General features: G+C 74.9%; 9 protein-coding genes and 2 pseudogenes. All 11 read right to left on the bottom strand.

The annotated features are described in order from the left end of the window. Positions 1-385 precede the first annotated feature (385 nt). Positions 386-1,009, bottom strand: coding sequence for a DedA family protein (locus tag AB0P24_RS27435; protein WP_365798554.1), 624 nt, complete (start codon positions 1,007-1,009; stop codon positions 386-388). A gap of 159 nt (positions 1,010-1,168) precedes the next feature. Continuing rightward, positions 1,169-1,978 (bottom strand): alpha/beta fold hydrolase, encoded by an 810-nt coding sequence (locus tag AB0P24_RS27430; protein ID WP_365798455.1) that lies wholly within the window; start codon positions 1,976-1,978, stop codon positions 1,169-1,171. After that, positions 1,972-3,582: a hypothetical protein gene (locus tag AB0P24_RS27425; protein WP_365798453.1), complete on the bottom strand. Its 1,611-nt coding sequence runs from the start codon at positions 3,580-3,582 to the stop codon at positions 1,972-1,974. The genes AB0P24_RS27430 and AB0P24_RS27425 overlap by 7 nt, the downstream gene beginning before the upstream one ends. Then, positions 3,566-4,915 carry a 2-oxo acid dehydrogenase subunit E2 gene (locus tag AB0P24_RS27420; RefSeq protein ID WP_365798451.1) on the bottom strand — a complete coding sequence of 450 codons (1,350 nt, stop codon included), beginning with the start codon at positions 4,913-4,915 and terminating at the stop codon, positions 3,566-3,568. Before AB0P24_RS27420 ends, AB0P24_RS27425 begins: the two co-directional genes overlap by 17 nt. Further along, a complete protein-coding gene (locus AB0P24_RS27415) occupies positions 4,912-5,949 on the bottom strand; it encodes a transketolase C-terminal domain-containing protein (RefSeq protein ID WP_365798449.1) in 1,038 nt (345 codons plus the stop codon). Before AB0P24_RS27415 ends, AB0P24_RS27420 begins: the two co-directional genes overlap by 4 nt. After that, a complete protein-coding gene (locus AB0P24_RS27410) occupies positions 5,946-6,893 on the bottom strand; it encodes a thiamine pyrophosphate-dependent dehydrogenase E1 component subunit alpha (protein WP_365798447.1) in 948 nt (315 codons plus the stop codon). The genes AB0P24_RS27415 and AB0P24_RS27410 overlap by 4 nt, the downstream gene beginning before the upstream one ends. Before the next feature lie 48 nt (positions 6,894-6,941). Continuing rightward, a pseudogene (locus tag AB0P24_RS27405) lies at positions 6,942-7,151 on the bottom strand (acyl carrier protein); the annotation flags it as partial. Positions 7,152-7,187: 36 nt separating this feature from the next. Beyond that, positions 7,188-7,421: pseudogene (locus AB0P24_RS27400) on the bottom strand (MbtH family protein); the annotation flags it as partial. Between the two features lie 86 nt (positions 7,422-7,507). After that, positions 7,508-8,827 (bottom strand): MFS transporter, encoded by a 1,320-nt coding sequence (locus AB0P24_RS27395; RefSeq protein ID WP_365798552.1) that lies wholly within the window; start codon positions 8,825-8,827, stop codon positions 7,508-7,510. Positions 8,828-8,870: 43 nt separating this feature from the next. Continuing rightward, positions 8,871-13,808, bottom strand: coding sequence for a condensation domain-containing protein (locus AB0P24_RS27390; protein WP_365798445.1), 4,938 nt, complete (start codon positions 13,806-13,808; stop codon positions 8,871-8,873). Continuing rightward, a complete protein-coding gene (locus tag AB0P24_RS27385) occupies positions 13,805-20,206 on the bottom strand; it encodes an amino acid adenylation domain-containing protein (RefSeq protein ID WP_365798443.1) in 6,402 nt (2,133 codons plus the stop codon). The genes AB0P24_RS27390 and AB0P24_RS27385 overlap by 4 nt, the downstream gene beginning before the upstream one ends. Positions 20,207-20,217 lie beyond the last annotated feature (11 nt).

The raw sequence follows: 20,217 nt of genomic DNA, 5'->3' as shown, positions 1-20,217 counted from the left end.
GGGCGGCAGTTGGAAGCAGTGGCCGGGAAGCTCGACTGATTTCCTCGCGCAGCTTCCCGGCACGGGCTTCCCGTGGCCCTGGGCCGCAGCGCGGCCACGGGGGGGCAGACGCGGCACCGCCGGGGGGTCCGCCCGCGCTGTGCGCGACGGCCGGGGCCAGGGGGCCTGGACGTCGTCCCGGCGGTCGATGACGCGCCCCGGCTGCGGCAGATCGTGGAGCACCTGCCGTCCAGCGCCCGCGTCCCGGCGGACACGCCGGTGCATGTGCGGGGCGGCGTCATCGCGCTGGGTTCCGGACCGGCGGCCCCCACCGCACGGGCCGGCGGCCCCCACCGCACGGGACGCTGCTCGGCCTCCGCTCCGCTGTCCCCGCCGGGGAGCGGAGTCAGCGGCCGCGGTGTGACCGGCGGGCCTCCACCAGCAGCGGCAGCAGGGACAGGACGACGATCACGCCGACCAGCGGCAGCAGATAGCGGTCGATGTGGGAGACCGAGGAACCCAGGGCGTATCCGGCGAGGACGAAGCTCTGCGACCACAGGACACCGCCGACGGTCTGCCAGACGGTGAACGGCCGCACCGGCACCCCGAGCGCCCCGGCCGCCGGATGCAGCACCGACCGGAGCATCGGCACGAAACGGCCGATCACCAGCGCCTTGCCGTATCCGTAGCGGGCCAGCAGCCGCTCCGCCCGGACGGCACCCTCCCGCACCCGCGCCCGGGAGGCACGGGCCAGCAGCGGCCGCCCGCCGTGCCGGCCGATCAGATAGCCGACCTGCCCGCCCGCCACCGCACCCACGGCCGCGCACACCAGCACCTGCCACAGCTCCAGCCGGGGCGGCCGGTCAGCCGTCGACGCGCACAGCACACCGGCGGGGAAGAGCAGCGTGTCACCCGGCAGGAAGAAACCCACCACCAGCAGCCCCGACTCGGCGAAGATCACCGCCAGTACGCCCAGCGCCCCGAAGGCGGCGAGCAGCGAGCCGCTGTCCGTCGGATTGACGGCGATCACCACGCTCGCCTCCCCGCCCCGTTCGCCGGCCGTCCCACTCAAGTGTCCCGTGCCGGCGCCCGCGTACCCGCCCGCGACACCGCGCACCCGGCCGTCCCGCATCAGGTGTCGTACATCCTGCCCAGGATGTCCCGACGCGCGCGTGCCCGGCCCGGGAGATCACACGGCCGGATCGGGGCCGGTCGTCGCGGGCGGGGAGATCTCGTCCGCCGTGGCTCGGTGCGGCATGGACCGGACGGCCGTGCAGAGGTCGTCGAGCCGTTCGCGGTAGTAGAAGTGGCCGCCGGGCCATGTCCGGCGCTCGAAGCCGCCCACGGTCCAGGTCCGCCAGGCCTCCAGGTGGTCTTCGGTGACCCATGGATCGCCCGTCCCGCCGAGGGCGAGCAGCGGGACCCGGAGCGGGCCGTGTTCCGGCCGGTAGCGGGCGAGCATCAGATAGTCGGCCCGCAGGACCGGGATCACCAGGTCGGCGAGGTCGTCCGAGTCGACCGGCGCGCCCGTCGCGGCCGCGCCCTCGGCGAGCTCGGCGAGCCAGTCACCGCGCCCCATCGACAGCACACGCGCGGTGTCGAGACGGACCCGGTCCGGCGGCGGAGCGGCCGAGACGACCACCCCCGCGGGTGGCCGGCCCATCGCCGTCAGCAGTGCGGCGATCTCGTAGCAGAGCAACCCGCCCATGCTGTGACCGGCCAGCACCAGCGTGCCGGTGCCGTGCCGGACGATGTCCCGGGCGGCCTCCTCCGCCACCTCGGACAGGCTGGTGGCGTGCGGCTCGGTGCTGCGCGGACCGCGTCCCGGGTACTGGATCACCAGCGCGGTGTCGCCCGGCCGCACCAGCCTCGGCGGCAGCTCGGCGAGCGAGTAGGCGCTGCCCCCGGCGAACGGGGCGAGCACGAATGTCACGCCCGCCGGGCCGCCCGCGTCGCCGAACCGCCACAACAACGGGGTGAGCGGTCTGCGGCTCACCACGGCTGCCGCACCGCCCGCACGGCCACGCTCCGGCCGCCACCGTCCCACGCGCGCTCCTCGGCCCCGGCCGCGAAGTCGAGCGCGACACCGTTGCGCCCGGTCGGGGTCAGCACCAGCTCGACCGTGCCGCAGCCGTGGCGTCCCGCGATGTCCACGATCCGCTGTAGGACGAGCGGCTCGACCCCGCGGCCCATCACGGGGCACGAGACCGAGAACACCTCGACCCGGCAGATGTCCGGGGACAGCGCCAGCGCGGCCACCGCGCCCAGGCCGTAGTCGCCGAACCGGTCGTGCACCTCCGCCGTGAGCAGGACCTGCTCGTCCCCGGCGGCGAAGTCGGCCGGGCTGAACCCGTCCGGCACCGGGCCCAGCACGAAGTCCTTGGACCGCGCCAGCAGATCGGCCACCTTGGGGGAGAGGGCGCCGGCCGGCTCGTCGAACGCGACCGAGACATCCAGGCCGGCCACGAACTCCTCCAGCGACAGCGTCCGGGCGGATTCCGCCGAGGACACCGGAACGTCCGTGCCGTCCGGTCGCGGCCGCCCGCGCAGAGGCCGGTCGAAGACGCCCGCCTCCCGCAGCTCGGCCGGCCAGGCCTCGGGAGCCGGACCGAGGAGCACCGGCTGAAGTCCCCCGACCGAGCCGGCCGCCGCGGCCAGTTCCGGGTCCGCGGTCAGCAGCAGGCTCGGGCCGAGGCCGTCCGCCACCGCGCGCAGGGGCTCGGCGCCCGTGCCCGCCGGCCACGCGTCGCCCAGGTGCGGTGCCAGGTACGGTGCCAGCGGGGCCCATGCGCCGGTCAGCGCCGTCAGGAACGCCTCCCCGTCGTACGGGCCGGCGACCGCGAGACGTACGCCGGCCTCGCCCAGCCGGGCCAGCGGCTCGCTCAGGACCTCCGCGTACCCGGGGGTGAGAAGGTCGCCGCCCAGGGCCGCGGCACGCGGCACACCGCCGAAGTGGGCCCGCAGGAGCCGGGCGACCTGCAGCCCGAGCCGCCAGAACACCTCCTCGGTGTAGGGGATGCGGGCGAACGCGTACAGGCCCGGATGGTGGGCGCGCAGCGCACCGACGTCGCGCACGGCTTCCTCCGCGTCGGCGACCAGCACGTGAGGGCGGACCGCGAGCCGGTCCCGCAGCCGCTGCCTGGCCGCTGTGGCGGCCGCCGCGACCCCGTCGGGGCGCCCGGCGTCGGCCACCCCGGCCCGGTCCTGGGGAAGCGCGGGGAGCACGAACACCAGGCAGGTCTCCCTGCGTTCGGCGGCCTGAAGGGCCGCGTCCGCGACCCGCAGCAGCTCACCCTCCTCGTCGCCGTCCGGCATCTCCTCCCAGCGGGGGGCGACGACGAGCGCGTCCGGGGCGAGCCGGGCCATGCGCCCGTGGTCGTCCAGGCACTCGGGCAGGATCTGGTTGAACGGCCCGAAGACGATCTCCGGGACCAGACCGGCGTCCGCGAGCGCCGTGTGCAGGTACGGCTCGACCGGGTCGGCGGTGTAGGACGCCAGCACTCCTATGCGCAGGGCAGCCGGGGCGGCCGTCAGACCCCGGCGGCGGGTCCGTACGGCGGCGGCCGCGGCGGCCAGGTCGTCCCGCTCAGCGGTCGCCGGCATCGGCCCCCGCCTCCTCACCGCGCACACCGGCCAGGGAAGGCCGGGACACCGCGGCCGCGTTCGCGCCGGACGTCTGTGCACCCGACGTCTGTGCACCGGACGTCTTCGGACCGGACGTCTTCGGACCGGACGTCTTCGGACCGGACGTCTTCGGACCGGACGTCTTCGGACCGGACGTCCCCGCGTCGGCGGCGGACGGGCCGGGGACGTCGAGCCCGATGGGCGATTCGAGCGCCTTCTTGATCGCTTTGAGGAACTCGACCGCGGTACTGCCGTTGACGAACCGGTGGTCGTAGGCGAGCCCCACCACGGCCACCGACCGCGCGACGACGGCGCCGTCGTCGGTGAACACGGCCTCGCGGCGGGTGCCGGCCAGCGACACCGCGCAGGTCTGGCCCGGGAAGACGATGGGCTGGGCGAAGAGCACGTCCTCGTCGTGGTTCAGGGAGAGCAGGATGTTGGCGCCGTTGAGATCGTCCGTCTGGAAGGCTTCCCGCATCGCCTTGATGCGGTAGTCCATCAGCAGCCCGGCGATCTCGCCCAGCGTCAGCTCGCCCGCGCTCTTCACCACCGGCGCGAACAGGCCCCGCCCGACGTCGACGGTGACCCCGACCCGCGCCTCCTCGGGCAGCAGCAGCGTGCCCTGGTCGGTGGGCGTGCCGTAGCAGAGCGGGAACCGGTGGTGCAGGCGGCCGAGCACGGCCACGAGCAGCTCGGGGAGGCCGATGAGCGCCCCCGTCCGCTCCGACAGCTCCCTGGCGGTGGCCAGGGCGGAGTCGACGGTGACGACGACCGCGGTGAAGGCGGCCGGGATCTCCCGGTGGGACTGCGCGACCGCCGCGGCCACCGCGCGCTGCGCCCGGTTCGGGGTGTGCGCCCGCGCCTCGCTGTCCTGCGGCGCCTCGCTCAGCAGCCGGCGTACGTCGGCCTCGCGCACGACCCGCAGACCCAGCCGGGCCAGGGCGGCCGGCTCGATCCCGTGCCGTTCGGCCAGCAGCCGCGCGGGTTCGGTGAGCGTGGGCAGACCGGCGGCGCCGTCGTCCACGGGGGCGGGCGCGGGGTCCGCGGGCCGCTCCGCCAGGAACTCCTGACGGTCCGCCTCGGAGGCGAAGAGGCGGGCGATGACATCGCCCTGGGCGCAGTCGGCGGGGGCGGCGACCAGCCGCTGCAGCACGCCACCGTGCTCACAGCACAGTTCCTCGGCCGCCTTCGAGGTCTCGATGACGACGACCGGATCCCCCTCCTCCAGCTGCTGCCCGTCCTCCGCGAGCCACTCGACGAGCACATAGGCGGTGTCGTTGTTGTTGAGCTTCGGCACCTCGACGGCGGTCACACCGGGCTCCTTTCGCCCTGCAGGTCCGCGAGCACGGCGTCGCGGATCGTGTCGGCCTGGACCAGGACCGCGCGTTCCAGGTGGACGGCGGTCGGGATGACGCTGTCGGCCGAGTGGACGAGCCGGACGGGCCGGCGCAGCCGCCCCCACAGCTGCTCGTGCAGGACGTGCGCGACCTCCGCGCCCCAGGTCCCGCCCGCGGTGCTCTCCTCGACGACGCACACGTACGACGCGCGCCGCGCCGCCTCGACCAGCGGCCCGGTCTCCACCGGGTACAGCCGGGAGGGCACCACGAGCCGGCAGCTGATCTCGTGGCGCAGCAGCAGGTCACGCATGGCGGCCACGGCGCGCTCCGCCACGCCGCCGGGCGCGACGAGGAGGCAGTCGACCTCGCCGTCGGCATCGGCGTACACCTGCGCCGGGGCGATGCCGTCCGCGCCGAGGAAGCCGTAGTCGAACAGGTCGTCCACCCGGCCGCCCGCGGCCGTCCGGCGGGTGTAGAGCACCTTGTCCTCGACGAACACGCAGGGTTCGCCCAGATCGAGCATGCGGGCCAGCACCGCCCGGTTGTCGTGGAACGGCGACAGCTCGAACAGCGACAGCCCGGGTATCCCGACGAAGTGCTTCAGCAGGGTCTGGCTGTGCGTCGGCCCGTAGCCGCGGTTGCCGCCGGACGGGCAGCGCACGACCAGGCGCATGGGGTGCCGCCGCCCGTACATGGACACGGACTTGCTGGCGAAGTTGAGCACCTGGTCGAACGCGAGACCGGCGAAGTCGCCGAACATGATCTCGACGATCGCCGCGTCCCCGGCCAGGGCGAGCCCGGCGGCGACCCCGACGATGCCGTTCTCACTGATCGGCGTCGTGATCACCCGGTCCGGATGGGCCTGCGACAGCCCGCGGGTGACCTTGAACGCCCCTCCGTAGGGGTCGGCGACGTCCTCGCCGAGCACGTACAGCCGGGCGTCGGCCCGCATCCGCTCGTGCAGCGCGAGATTGAGGTTCTCCACCACCCGTACCGGCCGCCCGGTCATGCCGCGCTCCAGACCGACAGCGGCCGCGCGGCCACCTCCGCCACCAGCCGGGCGACCCGGTCCGCCGCGACCGCGTCGGCCGCCGCGAACCGTTCGCCGAGCGCCGTGCGGTACCGCGTGTGCCAGTCGGCCTCGCGCACCCGGCGCAGCTCGGCGTCGGTCCGGGTGTCGTCGCCCTTGCTGTGCGGCCCGAGCCGCTGGGTGACGAACTCCAGGACCAGCGGAGCGCCGTCCCGGACCCGCTCGACGAGCGGCCCCGCCACCGCCCGGATCCCGGCCGGATCTGTGCTCTCCACGCGCAGGTGGGCGATGCCGAAGGCGGCGGCGCGGGCCTGGACGGTGCCCGCCATGTGGGTGCCGGTGGCCGTCGACTGGGCGATGCCGTTGTTCTCGACGACGACCAGGAGCGGCAGCCGCCACAGCGCCGCCATGTTGAGCGCCTCGTACACCGCGCCCTCTCCCCAGGTGCCGTCGCCCGTGTAGGCGAGCGCGAGGGCGCCCGGCTCCTGCCGCTTGAGGTGCAGAGCGGCACCGGCGGCGACCGGCAGGCTCTCCCCCTGCACGCCGGTGGACAGGTAGCGGTCGCGGAAGACGTGCTGGCTGCCGCCGACGCCGTTGCAGACGGCACCCTCCCGCCCCATGATCTCCGCCAGCAGGCCGCTCGGGTCGCCGAATCTGGCGATGTAGTGGCCGTGGCCGCGGTGGTTGCTGAAGACGTAGTCACGCTCGCCCAGCAACGGCGCCAGCGCGACCGGCACGTGTTCCTGGCCCAGGCAGGTATGTGTCGTGCCGTGCAGCTCGCCCCGTGCGAAGAGGTCGAGCAGGGCGAGTTCGAAATGACGGATCAGCAGCATCGCCGCCAGGTCGGCGTCGGCCGGTGGGGTGATGCTGTCGGTGCCTTCCGGCACCGTCGCGACGGTCGTCGTCGCCGTGTGGTGGGTCACTTGCCGGTCCTCTCCCGGTGTCTGCGGCGGGCGAGCGGGACGCTTCGGTCAGACGACGGCGTTCTTGGCACGCAGCGTCTCCCGGATGGCCGCGACGGAGGTCATGCCGCGGATCTCGGCCTGCGACAGCGAGATGCCGAAGGTGTGCTCCAGCGCCGTGACGAGCTGGATGTGCCTGAGGCTCGTCCAGTCGGCCGACCGGCCCGGCCCGGTCTCGTCGTCGATCTCGGCCGGGTCGGTCTCCAGGATCTCGGCGATGAGCCGGACCAGCGGCGTGGCCTCGGACGCGGCGCCGGAGGCCGCCCCGGACGCGGCCTCGCGGACGGACCGCGGGCGCATGTCCGTCCACACCTCCTCGATGTAGGCGAGGCACTCCTCCTTGCTCGCCGTCTTCCCGGCGTCGTGCCAGCCGGGCGGGTTCTCCCTGTGGTCCGGCCAGACGGAGTACTGCTCCTCGTCGTTCACGACCACCCGGTAGGCGGGGGCGGCCGTGGCGGCCGTGGCGGTGGTGGCGGCGGTGTCGGTCATGGTGGGCTCCTTCCAAGGGGCGCTGAGGTCGCTCACATCGCTCAAGTCGCGCGGGCCGCGCGGCCCGCGCGAGTCGCTCGGGCCGCTCAGGTGGCGAGGCGGGTGCCGGGAGTCGCCGGGGAGGGTTCGGCCACGTCGTCGCCCCCGTCCGGCAGCAGGGCCTCCGCGTGCCGGATGGAGGGCGTGAGAAAGCCGACGACGGCGACGACGACCGCACCCAGGCCGGACAGGACGTACAGGACGGCGATCCCGGTGCCCGGCCCGGTGCCGGTGATCGGCCCGAAGACCGGCGCGAGCCAGCCGTGCGGCCGCATGGCGGGCTCCAGGACGTGGTCGGCGAGGAGGCCGGCGGCGAGATAGGCGATCGGGCTCGCGATGTTCTCCGCCATCTGCACGGCCGCGAACAGCCGCCCCTGGAGCTCGGGCGGGGTCTTCTCCTGCCAGATGCTCTGGTTGTAGCCGTCGATGAAGGGGAGGGCGCCCCAGCCGAGGAACAGGGCGACCGACCAGATCCAGACGCCGTCGAAGGCGAAGAAGATCCGCCCCGGAACACCCAGGACGAGGATCGCGACCAGCATACGGAAGATCTTCTTGTCGGTGGGCCTGAGCATGGCGAGCACGACGCCCGCCCCCGTGCCGCCGATCGCCCCGACGGCCTGGACGATGCCCACCGCGTTGGCCGACCCGTCCGTGCGGGCGAGGATCAGCGGCGTGAACAGCACCCAGCCCAACGCGGACAGGAAGCTGATCGAGAGCATGATGGACAGCAGCCCGACCAGGGGCCTGCGGTGCGCGATGTAGCGGAACGCCGTGCCGATGTCCTGCCGGAAGCCGGAGATCCCCTTGGAGACGTGCTCGCGTACCGGGTTGGGCGGCAGCTTGACGGCGAACACCGCGGCGATCGCCAGCAGGTACGAGGCGGCGTCCACGGCCAGGACCGAGTCGATCCCGATCGCCGACAGCAGGGGAGCGGCGATGGCGGGGGCGGCCACGTACGGCGCCGCCCTCAGCATGGTCATCATCGCGTTGGCCCGGGTGTAACCGCCCTTCTCGATCATCACGGTGATGGCGGCACCGTACGCCGGGGCCTGGAACGCGAGGAACGCGCCGGTCAGGAAGTTCACCACGTACAGCTGCCAGAGCTGCGCGTCCCCGACCAGGTACACGCACAGCAGCAGTAAGGTCACGGCCCCCGAACCCACGTCCGAGGCGATGATGGTGGTGCGGCGGCTCCACCGGTCGATCAGGGCCCCCGCGACGGGGGAGAAGATGACGGTCGCGCCGAAGGCGACGAACGTGAGCAGGGTGACGTCGAGGGACGAGTGCGTCGTCTGGTAGACGTGGATGCCGATGGCGAAATTCGTCATCCGGGTACCGACCTGCGACAGTATCTGACCGGCCCACATCACGGTGAACCCGGCGAAACCCGAAGCGCGCCTCACAGGTGAATCAGTTCCTTCCTTCTAGGAGTTGGTCTTCGGTCAGCTGTCGCGACGGCTCTGCGGCGCTGGTCGCGCCCGCGGCCTGTTCGGCGATGGTGGGACGGGCGCAGAACCGGCCGGCGGTGATCGGGACACCGGCCCGGCTCGCGCGGAAGGCGGCCTGGACGGCGAGCATCGAGTCGCCGCCGAGGGCGAAGAAGTTGTCGTGGACCCCGATCCGGGACACGTCCAGCCCCAGCACGTCGGCCCAGACCCGCGCCAGCGTCCGTTCCCGGTCGTCGCGGGGCTCCGCGGACGCCGGCTCGGTCAGGGTCAGCGGCACCGCCGGCGACCAGCCGGACGTCACCGGCGGCGCGTCCAGCTCCCACCGCGCCCGTACGGCGGCCCAGGGATCGTCCCCGTCGGGAAGCAGCACCGCGCACTCGGCCGGATCGGTGCCTGCCACCCCGGTGAGCACGGCCGGTGCCGCGGTCACGTCGCCGTCGGCCAGCCGGACACCTTCGGCGTCCCGGAGCCGGGCGGGCGGCTCGGTGCCGGGCGGCACACAGACGACGAGACGGCGGCCGTAGGCCTGCTGGAGCGCGGCGAGCCGCAGCACGTCGGCCTCGGACCAGCCCGCCGCCGGGGTGACCACCCACTTCACCGCAGGGACCCGGAAAGCCTGGTGCAGCCGGCGCACGGCCGTCTCGCCGGCCGGCGCCGGAAGCGGGCCGGTCAGCACCTCCGTCCCCGGGAGCGCGGCGAGCTCGACGTGCAGCCGGGCGTCCAGGCGCGCCTCCAGCGCGGGGTCCAGGAGACCTTCCGCGGACCGGGTCAGCACCACCAGCGGCCGGCTCGATGCGGCCCGGTACGCCCTGACCGCCGCCACGACGTCGGTCACCGCGTCGTCCAGGCGGCGGACCAGCGCGCCCAGCCGTCCGGGCACCGGTGACCCGATCAGATCGGTCCAGCGCAGCACAACCACGTTGATCCCGTCGGACCCGGCCGCGAACACTCCGGCCGGGTCGAGCAGGGCGCCGAACACCTGGGAGGTGACGGAGAGGGCCGGCGCGACCTCGAAGCGGGCCAGCAGCGGTTCGGTCTCACGGCGGACCGGTTCGGCCGGGCAGGTCGTGGCCACGGCCAGCCTCGGTACGGCGCGCGACCCGGCCCGGACGGGTTCCGGCAGCGTCGGCCCGGGGACGGCGCTGCCGGGCGCGCCGCTCATCTCCATGAGGACCGACTCGAAACGCGAGAGCAGGTCGTCCACCACGTCCGCGTCCAGCCTGGTGGCGTCGTACTCCACGTCCGCGCCCAGGACGCCGTCCCGCCAGTGCAGGTGGAGGAACAACTCGTACGCCGTGTTCCGTTTCGGCACGTCCAGCGTCCGCACCGATATACCCGGCAGGTCGAGACCGGTCGACGGTTCGTCCACCACGTTGAGCGCATGCTGGAAGACCGGGTGGTACGAGGCGTCGCGTGGCGGCCGGACCGCCTCGACGATGCGGCCGAACGGCGTCTCCCGGTGCCGCCCGGCGCCCAGCACCGTCTCGTGCACGCGGCGCAGCAGCGCCCGCGAGGTCGGGGCCCCCGACAGATCCAGACGGAGCGGCATCAGGTGGGCGAAGCGGCCGACGAGGTCCCGCAGTTCCGGGTGGTCCCGGCCCCCGGACGGCACGCCGAGCACGACGTCTCCCCGGCCGCTCTCCTCGCCCAGCACCAGCGCGTACGCGGTGAGCAGCACCACGAACGTACTGACGCCGCACATCCGGGCGAGTTCCTCGGCCCGCGCACCTAGATCACCGCGGAGCTGCCGGGCCAGGGCACCGGCGTTCCCCGCCGAAGCCGAAGCCGAAGCCGAAGCCGAAGCCGAGGCCGACGCAGCCGACGACGACGATGGCGCGTCGTGGCGGGCGCGGGCCAGTTCCAGCCGTGGCGGCGCGTCCTGGAGGCGGTCGGTCCAGTAGGCCGTGTCGGCCTCGGCAGCCGCGGAGGCCAGCCGGTCGCGTTCCCACACCGCGTAGTCCGCCATCTGGACGGGCAGCGGCGGCAGCGGCTCGCCCAGGCCCGTCCGGGCCCGGTAGCAGGCCGCCAGGTCCTTGAGGAGGATGTGCCATGACGCGTCGTCACAGGCGATGTGGTGCACGCCGATCAGCAGGTGGTGCCGCTCGGGCCCGTCCCGCAGCAGCCGCACCCGCAGCAGCGGTCCCCGCTCGAGGTCGTACGGCTGCGTCTCGTACGCGTGGATCGCCGTGGCCGGCTCGTCCGGCCGGCCGTGGACGTCGTCGGTGTCGTCGGTGTCGCCGGTCAGGGCTCCGGACCACCAGCAGTCCAGCCGGTCGTGGACGGTCAGGACCGGGCGGCCCTCGGCCACGCCGAAGGTCGTGCGCAGGGACTCGTGCCGCCGCACGACGTCGTCCACCGCCGCGCGCAGCGCCGCCTCGTCCAGCGGCCCGGTCAGGGTGGCGGCGAAGGTGACCGCGGCGGATCCGGCGCCGAGCTGCGCGAGGGCCCACAGCCGGCGCTGGGTCACGGTCGGCTCGACGGGCTGGTCCCTGGGCACCGGAACGACCGCCGGCCGGCCGCCGGTCTCCGGTGTGCCCTCCTCCCGGGCGGCCAGCCCCAGGTCGATCGTGCGGGCGAGCGCCGTGATCACGGGGTCGGCGTAGAACTCGTGGAACGACACGGGCACCCCGAACTCCTGCTGCACCAGGGACAGGATCCTGGTGGCCAGCAGCGAGTGCCCGCCCAGTGTGAAGAAGCTGCTCTGCGCGCCGACCTCGTCGGAACCGAGCTGCTCGGCCCAGAGCGCCGCCAGCCGCTTCTCCGTCTCCGTCCGCGGCGGCACGTACTCCTGCGGTTCGCCGTCCGCGGTGGGCTCCGTGAGGTTCTCGCGCACCGCCCTCGTGATCTGCGCCGCGGTGGCGAGACGGGTCTCGGCGTACTCCGCGCGTTCCGGGCCCGGCGGTTCGGCCCGCCACGCGGCGAGCAGGCGCCGCACCGCGAGGGTGCCGAGCGCGGCGAAGTACTCCTCGGTGTACGGGACGTGCCCGAGCGCGTCGGCGGTGGCGTCGGCGACCTCCGTGACGCCCAGCCCGGCGGCGAACTCCGCGGGCCATGTCACCTCGACACCCGGCACCCCGGCCAGTCCCCGCGCGAGCCGCTCGTCGGCCGCGCCGAAGACGGCCCCCTCGCGCGACGGGCAGACCATCACCAGCAGCGGCGTGCCCGTCCGGGCCCGGAAGGCGGTGACGGCCGCGAGCAGGTCGTCGACGACGTCGGCGAGCGAGCCGGCGGTGAGCTCGCCGGACCGGTGGCGGGACCAGTCCTCCCAGCGCAGCAGCACGACCTGCCCGTCGCTCCCGTCACCGGCCAGGAGCTGCTGGAGGACCTGGCCGTAGGGCGCGAACTCCGCCTGGAACGGCACCCGCGAGAAGCCCGACCAGAACCGCATCGCCTCGCCCATCGGCTCGGCCGTGAACGAGGCGGCCACCTGGACCGTACGGCGGCGCGGCGGCACCAGCTCGGCGACCGGCCGGCCGGGTGCCTCGGCGAACCCGGTCAGCACGGCGGCCAGGCCGTCGGCGACGTGCCGGGCGGTCTCGGCCAGGTAGAGGTCGGTGCTGTACCCGAGAACGCCCGTCAGGCCCGCGGCCCCGCGGCGCACTGTTAAAAACATGTCAAAGTCGGTGGCACCCGTCTCTACCCGCTCCGGTGTGAACGTGACATCGCCCGCTGTCCGGGGCTCGGCCACGCCCAACTCGCTTGCGCTGAGCATGATTTGGAACAGCGGATTGTACGCGGGCCGCCGGGCGGGCGCGAGTTCCTGCACGAGCCGGGAGAAGGGCACGTCCTGGTGCGCCGCGGCGGTGGCGGCCGACCGCTGGACCCGGCGCAGGAGTTCCTCGCCCGTCGGACCGCCGGACAGGTCGACCCGGATCACCAGGGTGTCGGCGATGCTGCCGATGAGCGGTTCGAGCTCCGTCCGCTGCCGGCGCGCGACCGGCGTGCCGAACAGTACGTCGTCCTGGCCGGTGGCCTGCTGGACCAGCACCGCGAAGGCCGCGGTGACGACGTTGTTGAGGGTGACGCCGGCCTGCCGGGCCACCGTCGTCAGACGGTCGGTCACCTCGGGGGGGAGGACGAACTCCGTGTGGGCGCCCCGGCCGCTCGGCGCGGGCGGGCGGGGGCGGTCCGCGGGAACGGTCGACAGGGCGGGGGCGCCGGCCAGCCGCTCCCGCCAGTGGGAGAGCTGCGACGCGAGCCGGCCGTCGTCGGCCGCCTCCCGCTGGGCCGCGGCATGGTCGGCGAACCGCAGGCGCAGCGCGGGCAGTTCGGCGTCCTCGCCGGTGCGGCGCGCGTAGCAGGCGACCAGGTCGGCGACGAAGACCTCGGTGGACCAGCCGTCGATGACGATGTGGTGGACGCTGACCAGCAGCAGGTGGTCGTGGTGTCCCAGCGCGAACAGCGTCATGGCCACCGGCGGGGCGGCGGTCAGGTCGAACGGCGGCCGGGCCCGCTCGGCGATCAGCCGCGCGACCGCCGGGGGGTACGGCCCGGCCGGTGCCGTCGTGACCGGCTCCGCGACGATCACCGGCAGGGGCGGCACGAAGGCGTCGAGAACGACCTGGCGAGGCCCGTCCGGAGTCTTCCGGAACACCGTGCGCAGCGCCGACTGGCGGGTGACGACGTCTGCGATCGCCGCGTGCAGGAGGTCCCGGTCGAGCGGCCCGGTCAGTCGGACCGCGAACGTCACCGGCACCGCCCGGCCGGGCGAGAGCTGATCGGCCAGCCACAGCCGCTCCTGCGCCGGCGACAGTGGCAGCGCCTCCTCGTGGGACGCCGGCCGGCCGGTCCCGGCGGGGGACGGCACGGCGGCGGCGGACCGCTGGGCCAGCCTGGTCTGAAGCAGCCTGCGCTGCTGCGGGGTGAGTCCGTCGAGCAGCTCGCCGAGGTCCTTGCTCATCGCACCGTCCGCCCTTCGAGGTCGGTGACCGCGTCATGCAGGGACGCGAGCACGAGGTCGGCCATCCGGTCCGCGAGTCCGGCGGCGGCGAGGTCGGGCCGGGCCCGGACCATCAGCTCCCACTCCCGCGAGAGCGGCCGGCGCGCGACCGTGACGGTCATCGGGAAGTCGTTGCGGTCGGAGTACCAGAACTCCAGCGGCCGCACGTGCCGGAGGCCGGCGAGGGAGTCGTAGGTGCGGAAGTCGGCGTAGTTGAACAGGACGTCGAACGGCATCGAGCCGAGCGCACCGCGCAACGTGGCCAGCGGGAACCTGCGGTACGGGGCGAGCCCGCGCTCCGCGGCCCAGGCCGAGGCGACCACGTCGCGCCATCCCGCCCCGCCGCCGGTGTCCACGCGCAGCGGCACGCTGTTGACGAACATGCCGATCACCCGGTCCGCGCCGTCCACCTCCGCCCGGCCGTTGACGGCCAGCCCGGTGACGACGTCGGCCGAGCCGCCGAGGGCGGCCAGGGCCCGCAGGTGCGCGGCGAGGAAGACGCTCTTGGCCGGTACGGCCAGCCGCGCGGCCGCCGCTCGCGCGCGGTGCCGCACCGCGGGGTCGAGCACCCGCCGGACATCGACGTCGGGAGCCGCCGGGACGCCCGGGAGGGCCGGTTCGGTGCGCTCCCGGGCCGCGACCGGCGCGGGGCGGTGCCCCTTCAGCATCGTCGTGAAGTACTCGCGGGCGCCGGGATCGGCCACCGTCCGCCGTTCGAGCGCCACGAACTCACGGTAGGCCCCCGTCCGCGACGGCTCGCCGGGCCCGGCCGGGGCTCCGGACAGCCGGAGGTCGTAGGCCTGCACGAGGTCGGTGAGGAGGACCGCGAGGCTCCAGCCGTCCAGCACCGCGTGGTGCACCGACAGCGCCAGCGTCCAGGAGCCGTCGCCGTGGTCCAGCGCGTGGCACCGGGCGAGCGGCGGCCGGGCGAGGTCGAACCACTCGTGCCACTGGGGCAGCCACCACTCCCGCACCGCCGCCGCGTGGCCGCCCGCCGGCGTCACCGGGGCCCGGACCACCGTGAGCGGCAGCGGAGCGTGCTTGTGCACCCGCAGGAGGGGCCCGTCCTCGTGCAGCACGTCGAACGAGGCACGCAGCAGGTCGTGCCGGGCCGAGACGGCGGCCAGCGCGTCGCCCAGCGCCGCGGGGTCGAGCGGCCCGGACAGGCGCAGGGTGCTCAGGTCGTGGTAGAGGGTCGGGTCGTCGCCGATCTCGTACTCGTAGATGATCCCGGTCTGCAGCACCGAGGCGGGGTGGGCGTCCGCCAGGCCGTCGGGCGTGGTGCCGTCGGCCGTGGCCGCCGCGAAGCCTGACTCCGGCTCCTCGCCGGTGCCGGCTCCCGGGGGCTGCGGGCGGTCTTCCGCGTCCGTGCCGAGGACCGCCAGCAGCCGGCCGACCGTCGGATGGGTGAAGAGGTCCGCGACGGTGATCGCCAGCCCGGCGGCGCGGGCCGCCGCCACGACCCGGACGGCGTGCATGGAATCGCCGCCGAGCACGAAGAAGTCGTCGTCCTCGCCGACCTGTTCGACGCCGAGCACGTCCGCCCAGATGGCGGCCAGTCCGGCGGCGGCCAGTCCGGCGGCGGCCGGTCCGGTGGCGGCCGGTCCGGTGGCGGCCGGTCCGGTGGCGGCCGGTCCGGTGGTGGCCGGTCCGGTGGTGGACGCGTCGGGCCGCGCGGCCGCGGGCCGCCGTGTCCGGGGGTCGGGGAGCGCGGCACGGTCGAGTTTGCCGTTCACGGTGAGCGGCAGCCGGTCCAGCACGACCAGCGCCGCGGGCACCATGTGGCCGGGCAGCCGCTGGGCGAGACGCCGGCGCAGCTCGGCGACGTCCGGATCCGCACCCGGCGCCGGCACCACGTAGCCGACCAGCCGTTCGGCGTCGTCGCCGTCGGCCCGCACCACCACGGCCGCCGAACGGACCTCCGGCTCGGCCAGCAGCGTCGCCTCGATCTCACCCGGTTCGATCCGGAAGCCGCGCAGTTGCACCTGCTGGTCGGCGCGGCCGCAGAACACCAGCTCGCCGTCCGGGCGCAGGATCGCGAGGTCCCCGGTCCGGTACATCCTGGCGCCGGTGAACGGGTCGGGCAGGAACCGTTCGGCGGTGAGCGCCGGCCGTCCCAGATAGCCGCGGGAAACGCCCGCGCCCAGCACGTACAGCTCGCCCTGCACGCCGACCGGGACGGGATCCAGGCCGGCGTCGAGCAGGGCCAGTCCGAGGTCGGCGAGCGGGCGGCCGATCGGGCTGCCCGTCCCAGCCGCGTCGGCGGCGGTCAGGGGCCGCAGGGTCACGTGGACGGTGGTCTCGGTGATCCCGTACATGTTGACGAGCCGGGGGGACCGGTCGCCGTACCCCGCCAGCCAGTCGCGCAGCATCGCGGGTTCGAGGGCCTCCCCGCCGAAGACGACCAGGCGCAGGTCCGTCGCCGGGTGGCCGCGGTCGGCGGCGACCGCGGCGAGCTGGCGGAACGCCGACGGTGTCTGGCTGAGGACGGTGACGCGCTCGCTCCGCACCAGCTCCCAGAACGCCTCGGGGTCCCGGCTCACGGCGTAGGGGACGACCACGACCCGGCCGCCGTGCAGCAGCGCCCCCCACAGCTCCCACACGGAGAAGTCGAAGGCGAAGGAGTGGAACAGCGACCAGGTGTCGTCGGGTCCGAACCCGAACTCCCCGGCGGTGACGGCGAACAGCCGGGACGCGTTGGCATGCGTCACCATCACGCCCTTCGGGCGCCCGGTCGAGCCGGAGGTGTAGATGACGTACGCGGTGTTCGCCGGGCCTACGCCGCTGTCGGGCGCGGTGTCGGGGAGCGCCGTGTCGTAGGCGTCGGCGACGTCGACGAGGTCGGCGCCCGGGAGCAGGTCCGCGAAGTCCGGGCCGGCCACGACCGAGCGGCAGCCGGAGTCCTCCAGGGTCAGGGCGAGGCGGGCCGGTGGGTAGCGGGGGTCCAGCGGCACGTAGCCCGCGCCCGCCTTGAGCACGGCCAGGATCGCGACGGCGACGTCGGCTCCGCGGTCCAGGCAGACGCCGACCAGGGTCTCCGGCCGCGCGCCGTGTGCGCTCAGCCGGTGCGCCAGCCGGTTGGACGCCAGGTCCAGCTCCCGGTAGGTGAGGCGGGTGCGGCCGTCGCTGACGGCCACCCGGTCCGGGGTGCGGGCGGCCTGGGCGGAGAACAGTTCGTGCAGGCAGTCGCCGGGGGCGGCCGGTCGTGCGGGCGGGAGTACGGCGCGTTCGTCCTCGGCGGTGAACCGCAGGGCGTCCAGCGGGGCGTCGGGGGTGGTCACGGCGGAGTCCAGAAGGCGTGTGTACCAGTCCAGGAGCCGTCGGGCCGTGGCGGGGTCGAACAGGTCGGCGCTGAACTCGGCGGTGACCCGCACGCCGTGCGGCAGCTCGTCGAGTTCGAGGGTGAGGTCGAACTTCGCGGTGCCGTTGTCCAGGGCGACCGGCTCGACGTCGAGCCCGGGCAGCGCCGCCTGCGGCCTGAGCGGCCCCTGGTAGGCGAACGCCACCTGCGCGATCGGCTGCCGGGACAGGTCGCGGTCCGGGGCGACCTGCGCCACCACGGCCTCCAGCGGCACGTACTGGTGCTCATGGGCGTCCAGCGTGCGGTCCCGGCTCTCCCCGACGAGCGAGCGGAAGCTCCGCCGGGCGTCCGTCCGCAGCCGCAGCAGCACGGTGTTGGTGAAGAAACCGATCACGTCCTCGGCCTCCGGCGTCGGCCGCCCGGCCATCGGCGCCGCCACCACCAGGTCGTCCCCGCCGCCGACGGCGCGCAGCAGCGCGCCGAACGCCGCCAGGTACACGGCGAACGGGGTGGAGTTCTCGGCGGCGGCCAGCTCCGCGACCGCGGCCGCCCGGTCCGCCGTCAGCGTCGTGGCGACCCGGCCGCCCGTGTGGGTCTGCACCGGCGGCCGGGGCCGGTCGGCGGGCAGCTCGACAGCGGTGGGTACGCCGCTCAACTGCGCGCGCCAGTAGGCCAGGCCGGGCTTCAGGGCGCCGGTCCGGGCGAGCTCGGCGTGCCGGGCGGCGAAGTCGGCGTAGCGTGGCGCGGGCGCCGGCAGGTCCGGGCCCGCCCCCGTCTCCCGCGCGTACAGCAGGGCCAGGTCGCGGTCGAAGACGTTCTGCGACCAGCCGTCGGTGACCAGATGGTGCATGACGACCACGAACAGGTGGTCGTCGGGCGCGAGTTCGTAGAGGGTGGCCCGCATGAGCGGGGCGCGGGCGAGGTCGAAGGGGCGCACGGCCTCGGCGGCGGCCTCCGCGACGACCTCCTCGACCGCGCGTCCGGCCGCGTCGACCACGGTCAGTACGGCGTCGTCGGCGTGGTCCCCGGCGGACCCGGACACCGTCAGCTCGCCGTCGACGAGCCGGAAAGCCGTCCGCAGCGCGTCGTGGCGGCCGACGAGCGCGGTGAGCGCCCGGCCGAGGGCGGCAGGATCCAGGGGGCCGCGCAGGCGCAGCGCGGACGGCACATGGTAGGCGGGGCCCGCGGCCGGATTCAGGTGGGACAGGAACCAGAGCCGACGCTGCCCCGGCGCCGGTACGGGCGGCCCGCCCGCCGACGTGACCTCGGGCAGAGCCGACGCTGCCCCGGCGCGGTCGGCACGCGTCAGCTCGCGGACCCGGGCCGCCAGGTCGGCCAGGGACCCGGACGCGTGGAAATCGCGCAGGGTCGGTCGGGCCCCGAGGTCGGCCGCGATCCTCGTGAGCACGCGGGCGGCCTGCAGTGAGCTGCCGCCCAGCCGGGTGAAGTGGTCGCCCCGGCCCACGGGGCGTACGCCGAGCACGTCCTCCCAGACGGCGGCCAGGGCCCGTTCGAGGTCGTCGGACGGCTCCTCGAAGGCAACGCCGTCCGGCCGCGAGGTCAGTTCCAGCGAACGCAGCACCGCACGGTCGACCTTGCCGCCGTGCGTCTGCATGGGCAGCGCCGCGAGCGGCACGAACAGCGAGGGAACCATGGTCGGCGGCAGCACGGCGGCGGCCTCACGGCGCAGCCGGGCGGCCGAGAGGCCGGTACCGACGACGAACGCGACCAGCCGGGCGTCGGCGCCCTCCCCGCGGGAGACCACCGCGCACTGCCGCACGCCGGCGAGGGCCGAGATCGTCCGCTCCACCTCGGCCGGTTCGATCCGGACCCCGCGGATCTTGACCTGGTCGTCGGTCCGGCCGACGAACTCCAGCTGGCCGTCGGGCAGCACCCGCGCCAGGTCGCCCGTGCGGTACAGCCGGGCGCCGGGCCGCTCGGCGAAGGGATGCGGGCCGAAGAGCTCGGCCGTCAGCGCCGGCCGGCCCAGGTAGCCGCGGCTCAGGGTCGGGCCGCCCAGGTGGAGTTCGCCCACCGTCCCGGGCGCGACGGGCCAGAGGTCGGCGTCGAGGACGTACGCCTCCGCACCCGGGAGCGGGTGGCCGATGGGCGGCGGCCGGTCCGGCTGCCGCCGGTCACTCGTGATGATGATCAGGGTCGACTCGGTCGGCCCGTAGGCGACATGGAAGTGCCGGCGGCGCTCCCAGCGCTCGACGACCTCCGCCGGGACCACCTCACCGCCGACCACCAGGGTGCGCAGGTCAGGCAGTTCCGCGTCCGGCAGCACCGCCAGCACCGACGGCGGCAGGAACGCCGTGGTGATCCGCTCCTGTTCGAGCAGGCGGGCCAGCCCCGGGCCGATCAGGTCGGCGTCCGGCGGCGGCAGCACCACCGTGCCCCCCTCGCAGAGCGGCCCGAAGATCTCGCCGACGGTCGCGTCGAACGTGATCCCGGCGAACTGCAGCGTCCGGGTCCCCGGGCCGAAGCCGACCCGGCTGCCGATCCCGGCGAGGAACGCGCTCACGCTGCGGTGCTCGACCATGACGCCCTTGGGCCGTCCGGTCGACCCGGAGGTGTACATGATGTACGCCAGGTCGCCGGGGCGCGCGGCCGTGGGCGGGAGCCCGCCGCTCCCAGGGCCCGGGCCGGCCGGTTCGTCGACCAGCACCACCGGGCAGGCGTCGGCCGGCAGCCGGCCGGTGAACTCCGCCCGGGTGACCACCAGGGCGGCGCCCGCGTCGTCGAGCACGACGCCGAGCCGCCGGGTCGGATACGCGGGCTCCAGCCCGACGTACGCGGCACCGGACTTCAGCACCGCGAGCAGGGCGACGACGAGCTCGCAGGAGCGGTCGAGCAGCACACCGACGTGACGGCCCCGGCACGCGCCGGATTCCCGCAGCCGCAGGGCGAGGCGGTGGGCGGCCGCGTCGAGTTCGGCGTAGGTGAGCGCGGTGGTTCCCTGGACGACCGCGACCGCCTCGGGGGTCGCGGCGACCTGGCGTTCGAACAGGCCGTGGACGGTGTCCGCGCCGTTCCGGCGGTCCTGGGCGCTGGTCATGGCTGGCTGGT

Source organism: Streptomyces sp. NPDC086519 (assembly GCF_040686075.1).
Taxonomy (GTDB): domain Bacteria; phylum Actinomycetota; class Actinomycetes; order Streptomycetales; family Streptomycetaceae; genus Streptomyces; species Streptomyces shenzhenensis.
This window is presented reverse-complemented; position numbering and strand designations above follow the sequence as displayed.

Excerpts from the sequence above, each read along its gene's own strand:
- AB0P24_RS27425 (WP_365798453.1), bottom strand. The coding sequence starts at position 3,582 with ATGCCGGCGACCGCTGAGCGGGACGACCTGGCCGCCGCGGCCGCCGCC.
- AB0P24_RS27415 (WP_365798449.1), bottom strand. The coding sequence starts at position 5,949 with ATGACCGGGCGGCCGGTACGGGTGGTGGAGAACCTCAATCTCGCGCTG.
- AB0P24_RS27395 (WP_365798552.1), bottom strand. The coding sequence starts at position 8,827 with ATGTGGGCCGGTCAGATACTGTCGCAGGTCGGTACCCGGATGACGAAT.
- AB0P24_RS27390 (WP_365798445.1), bottom strand. The coding sequence starts at position 13,808 with ATGAGCAAGGACCTCGGCGAGCTGCTCGACGGACTCACCCCGCAGCAG.
- AB0P24_RS27385 (WP_365798443.1), bottom strand. The coding sequence starts at position 20,206 with ATGACCAGCGCCCAGGACCGCCGGAACGGCGCGGACACCGTCCACGGC.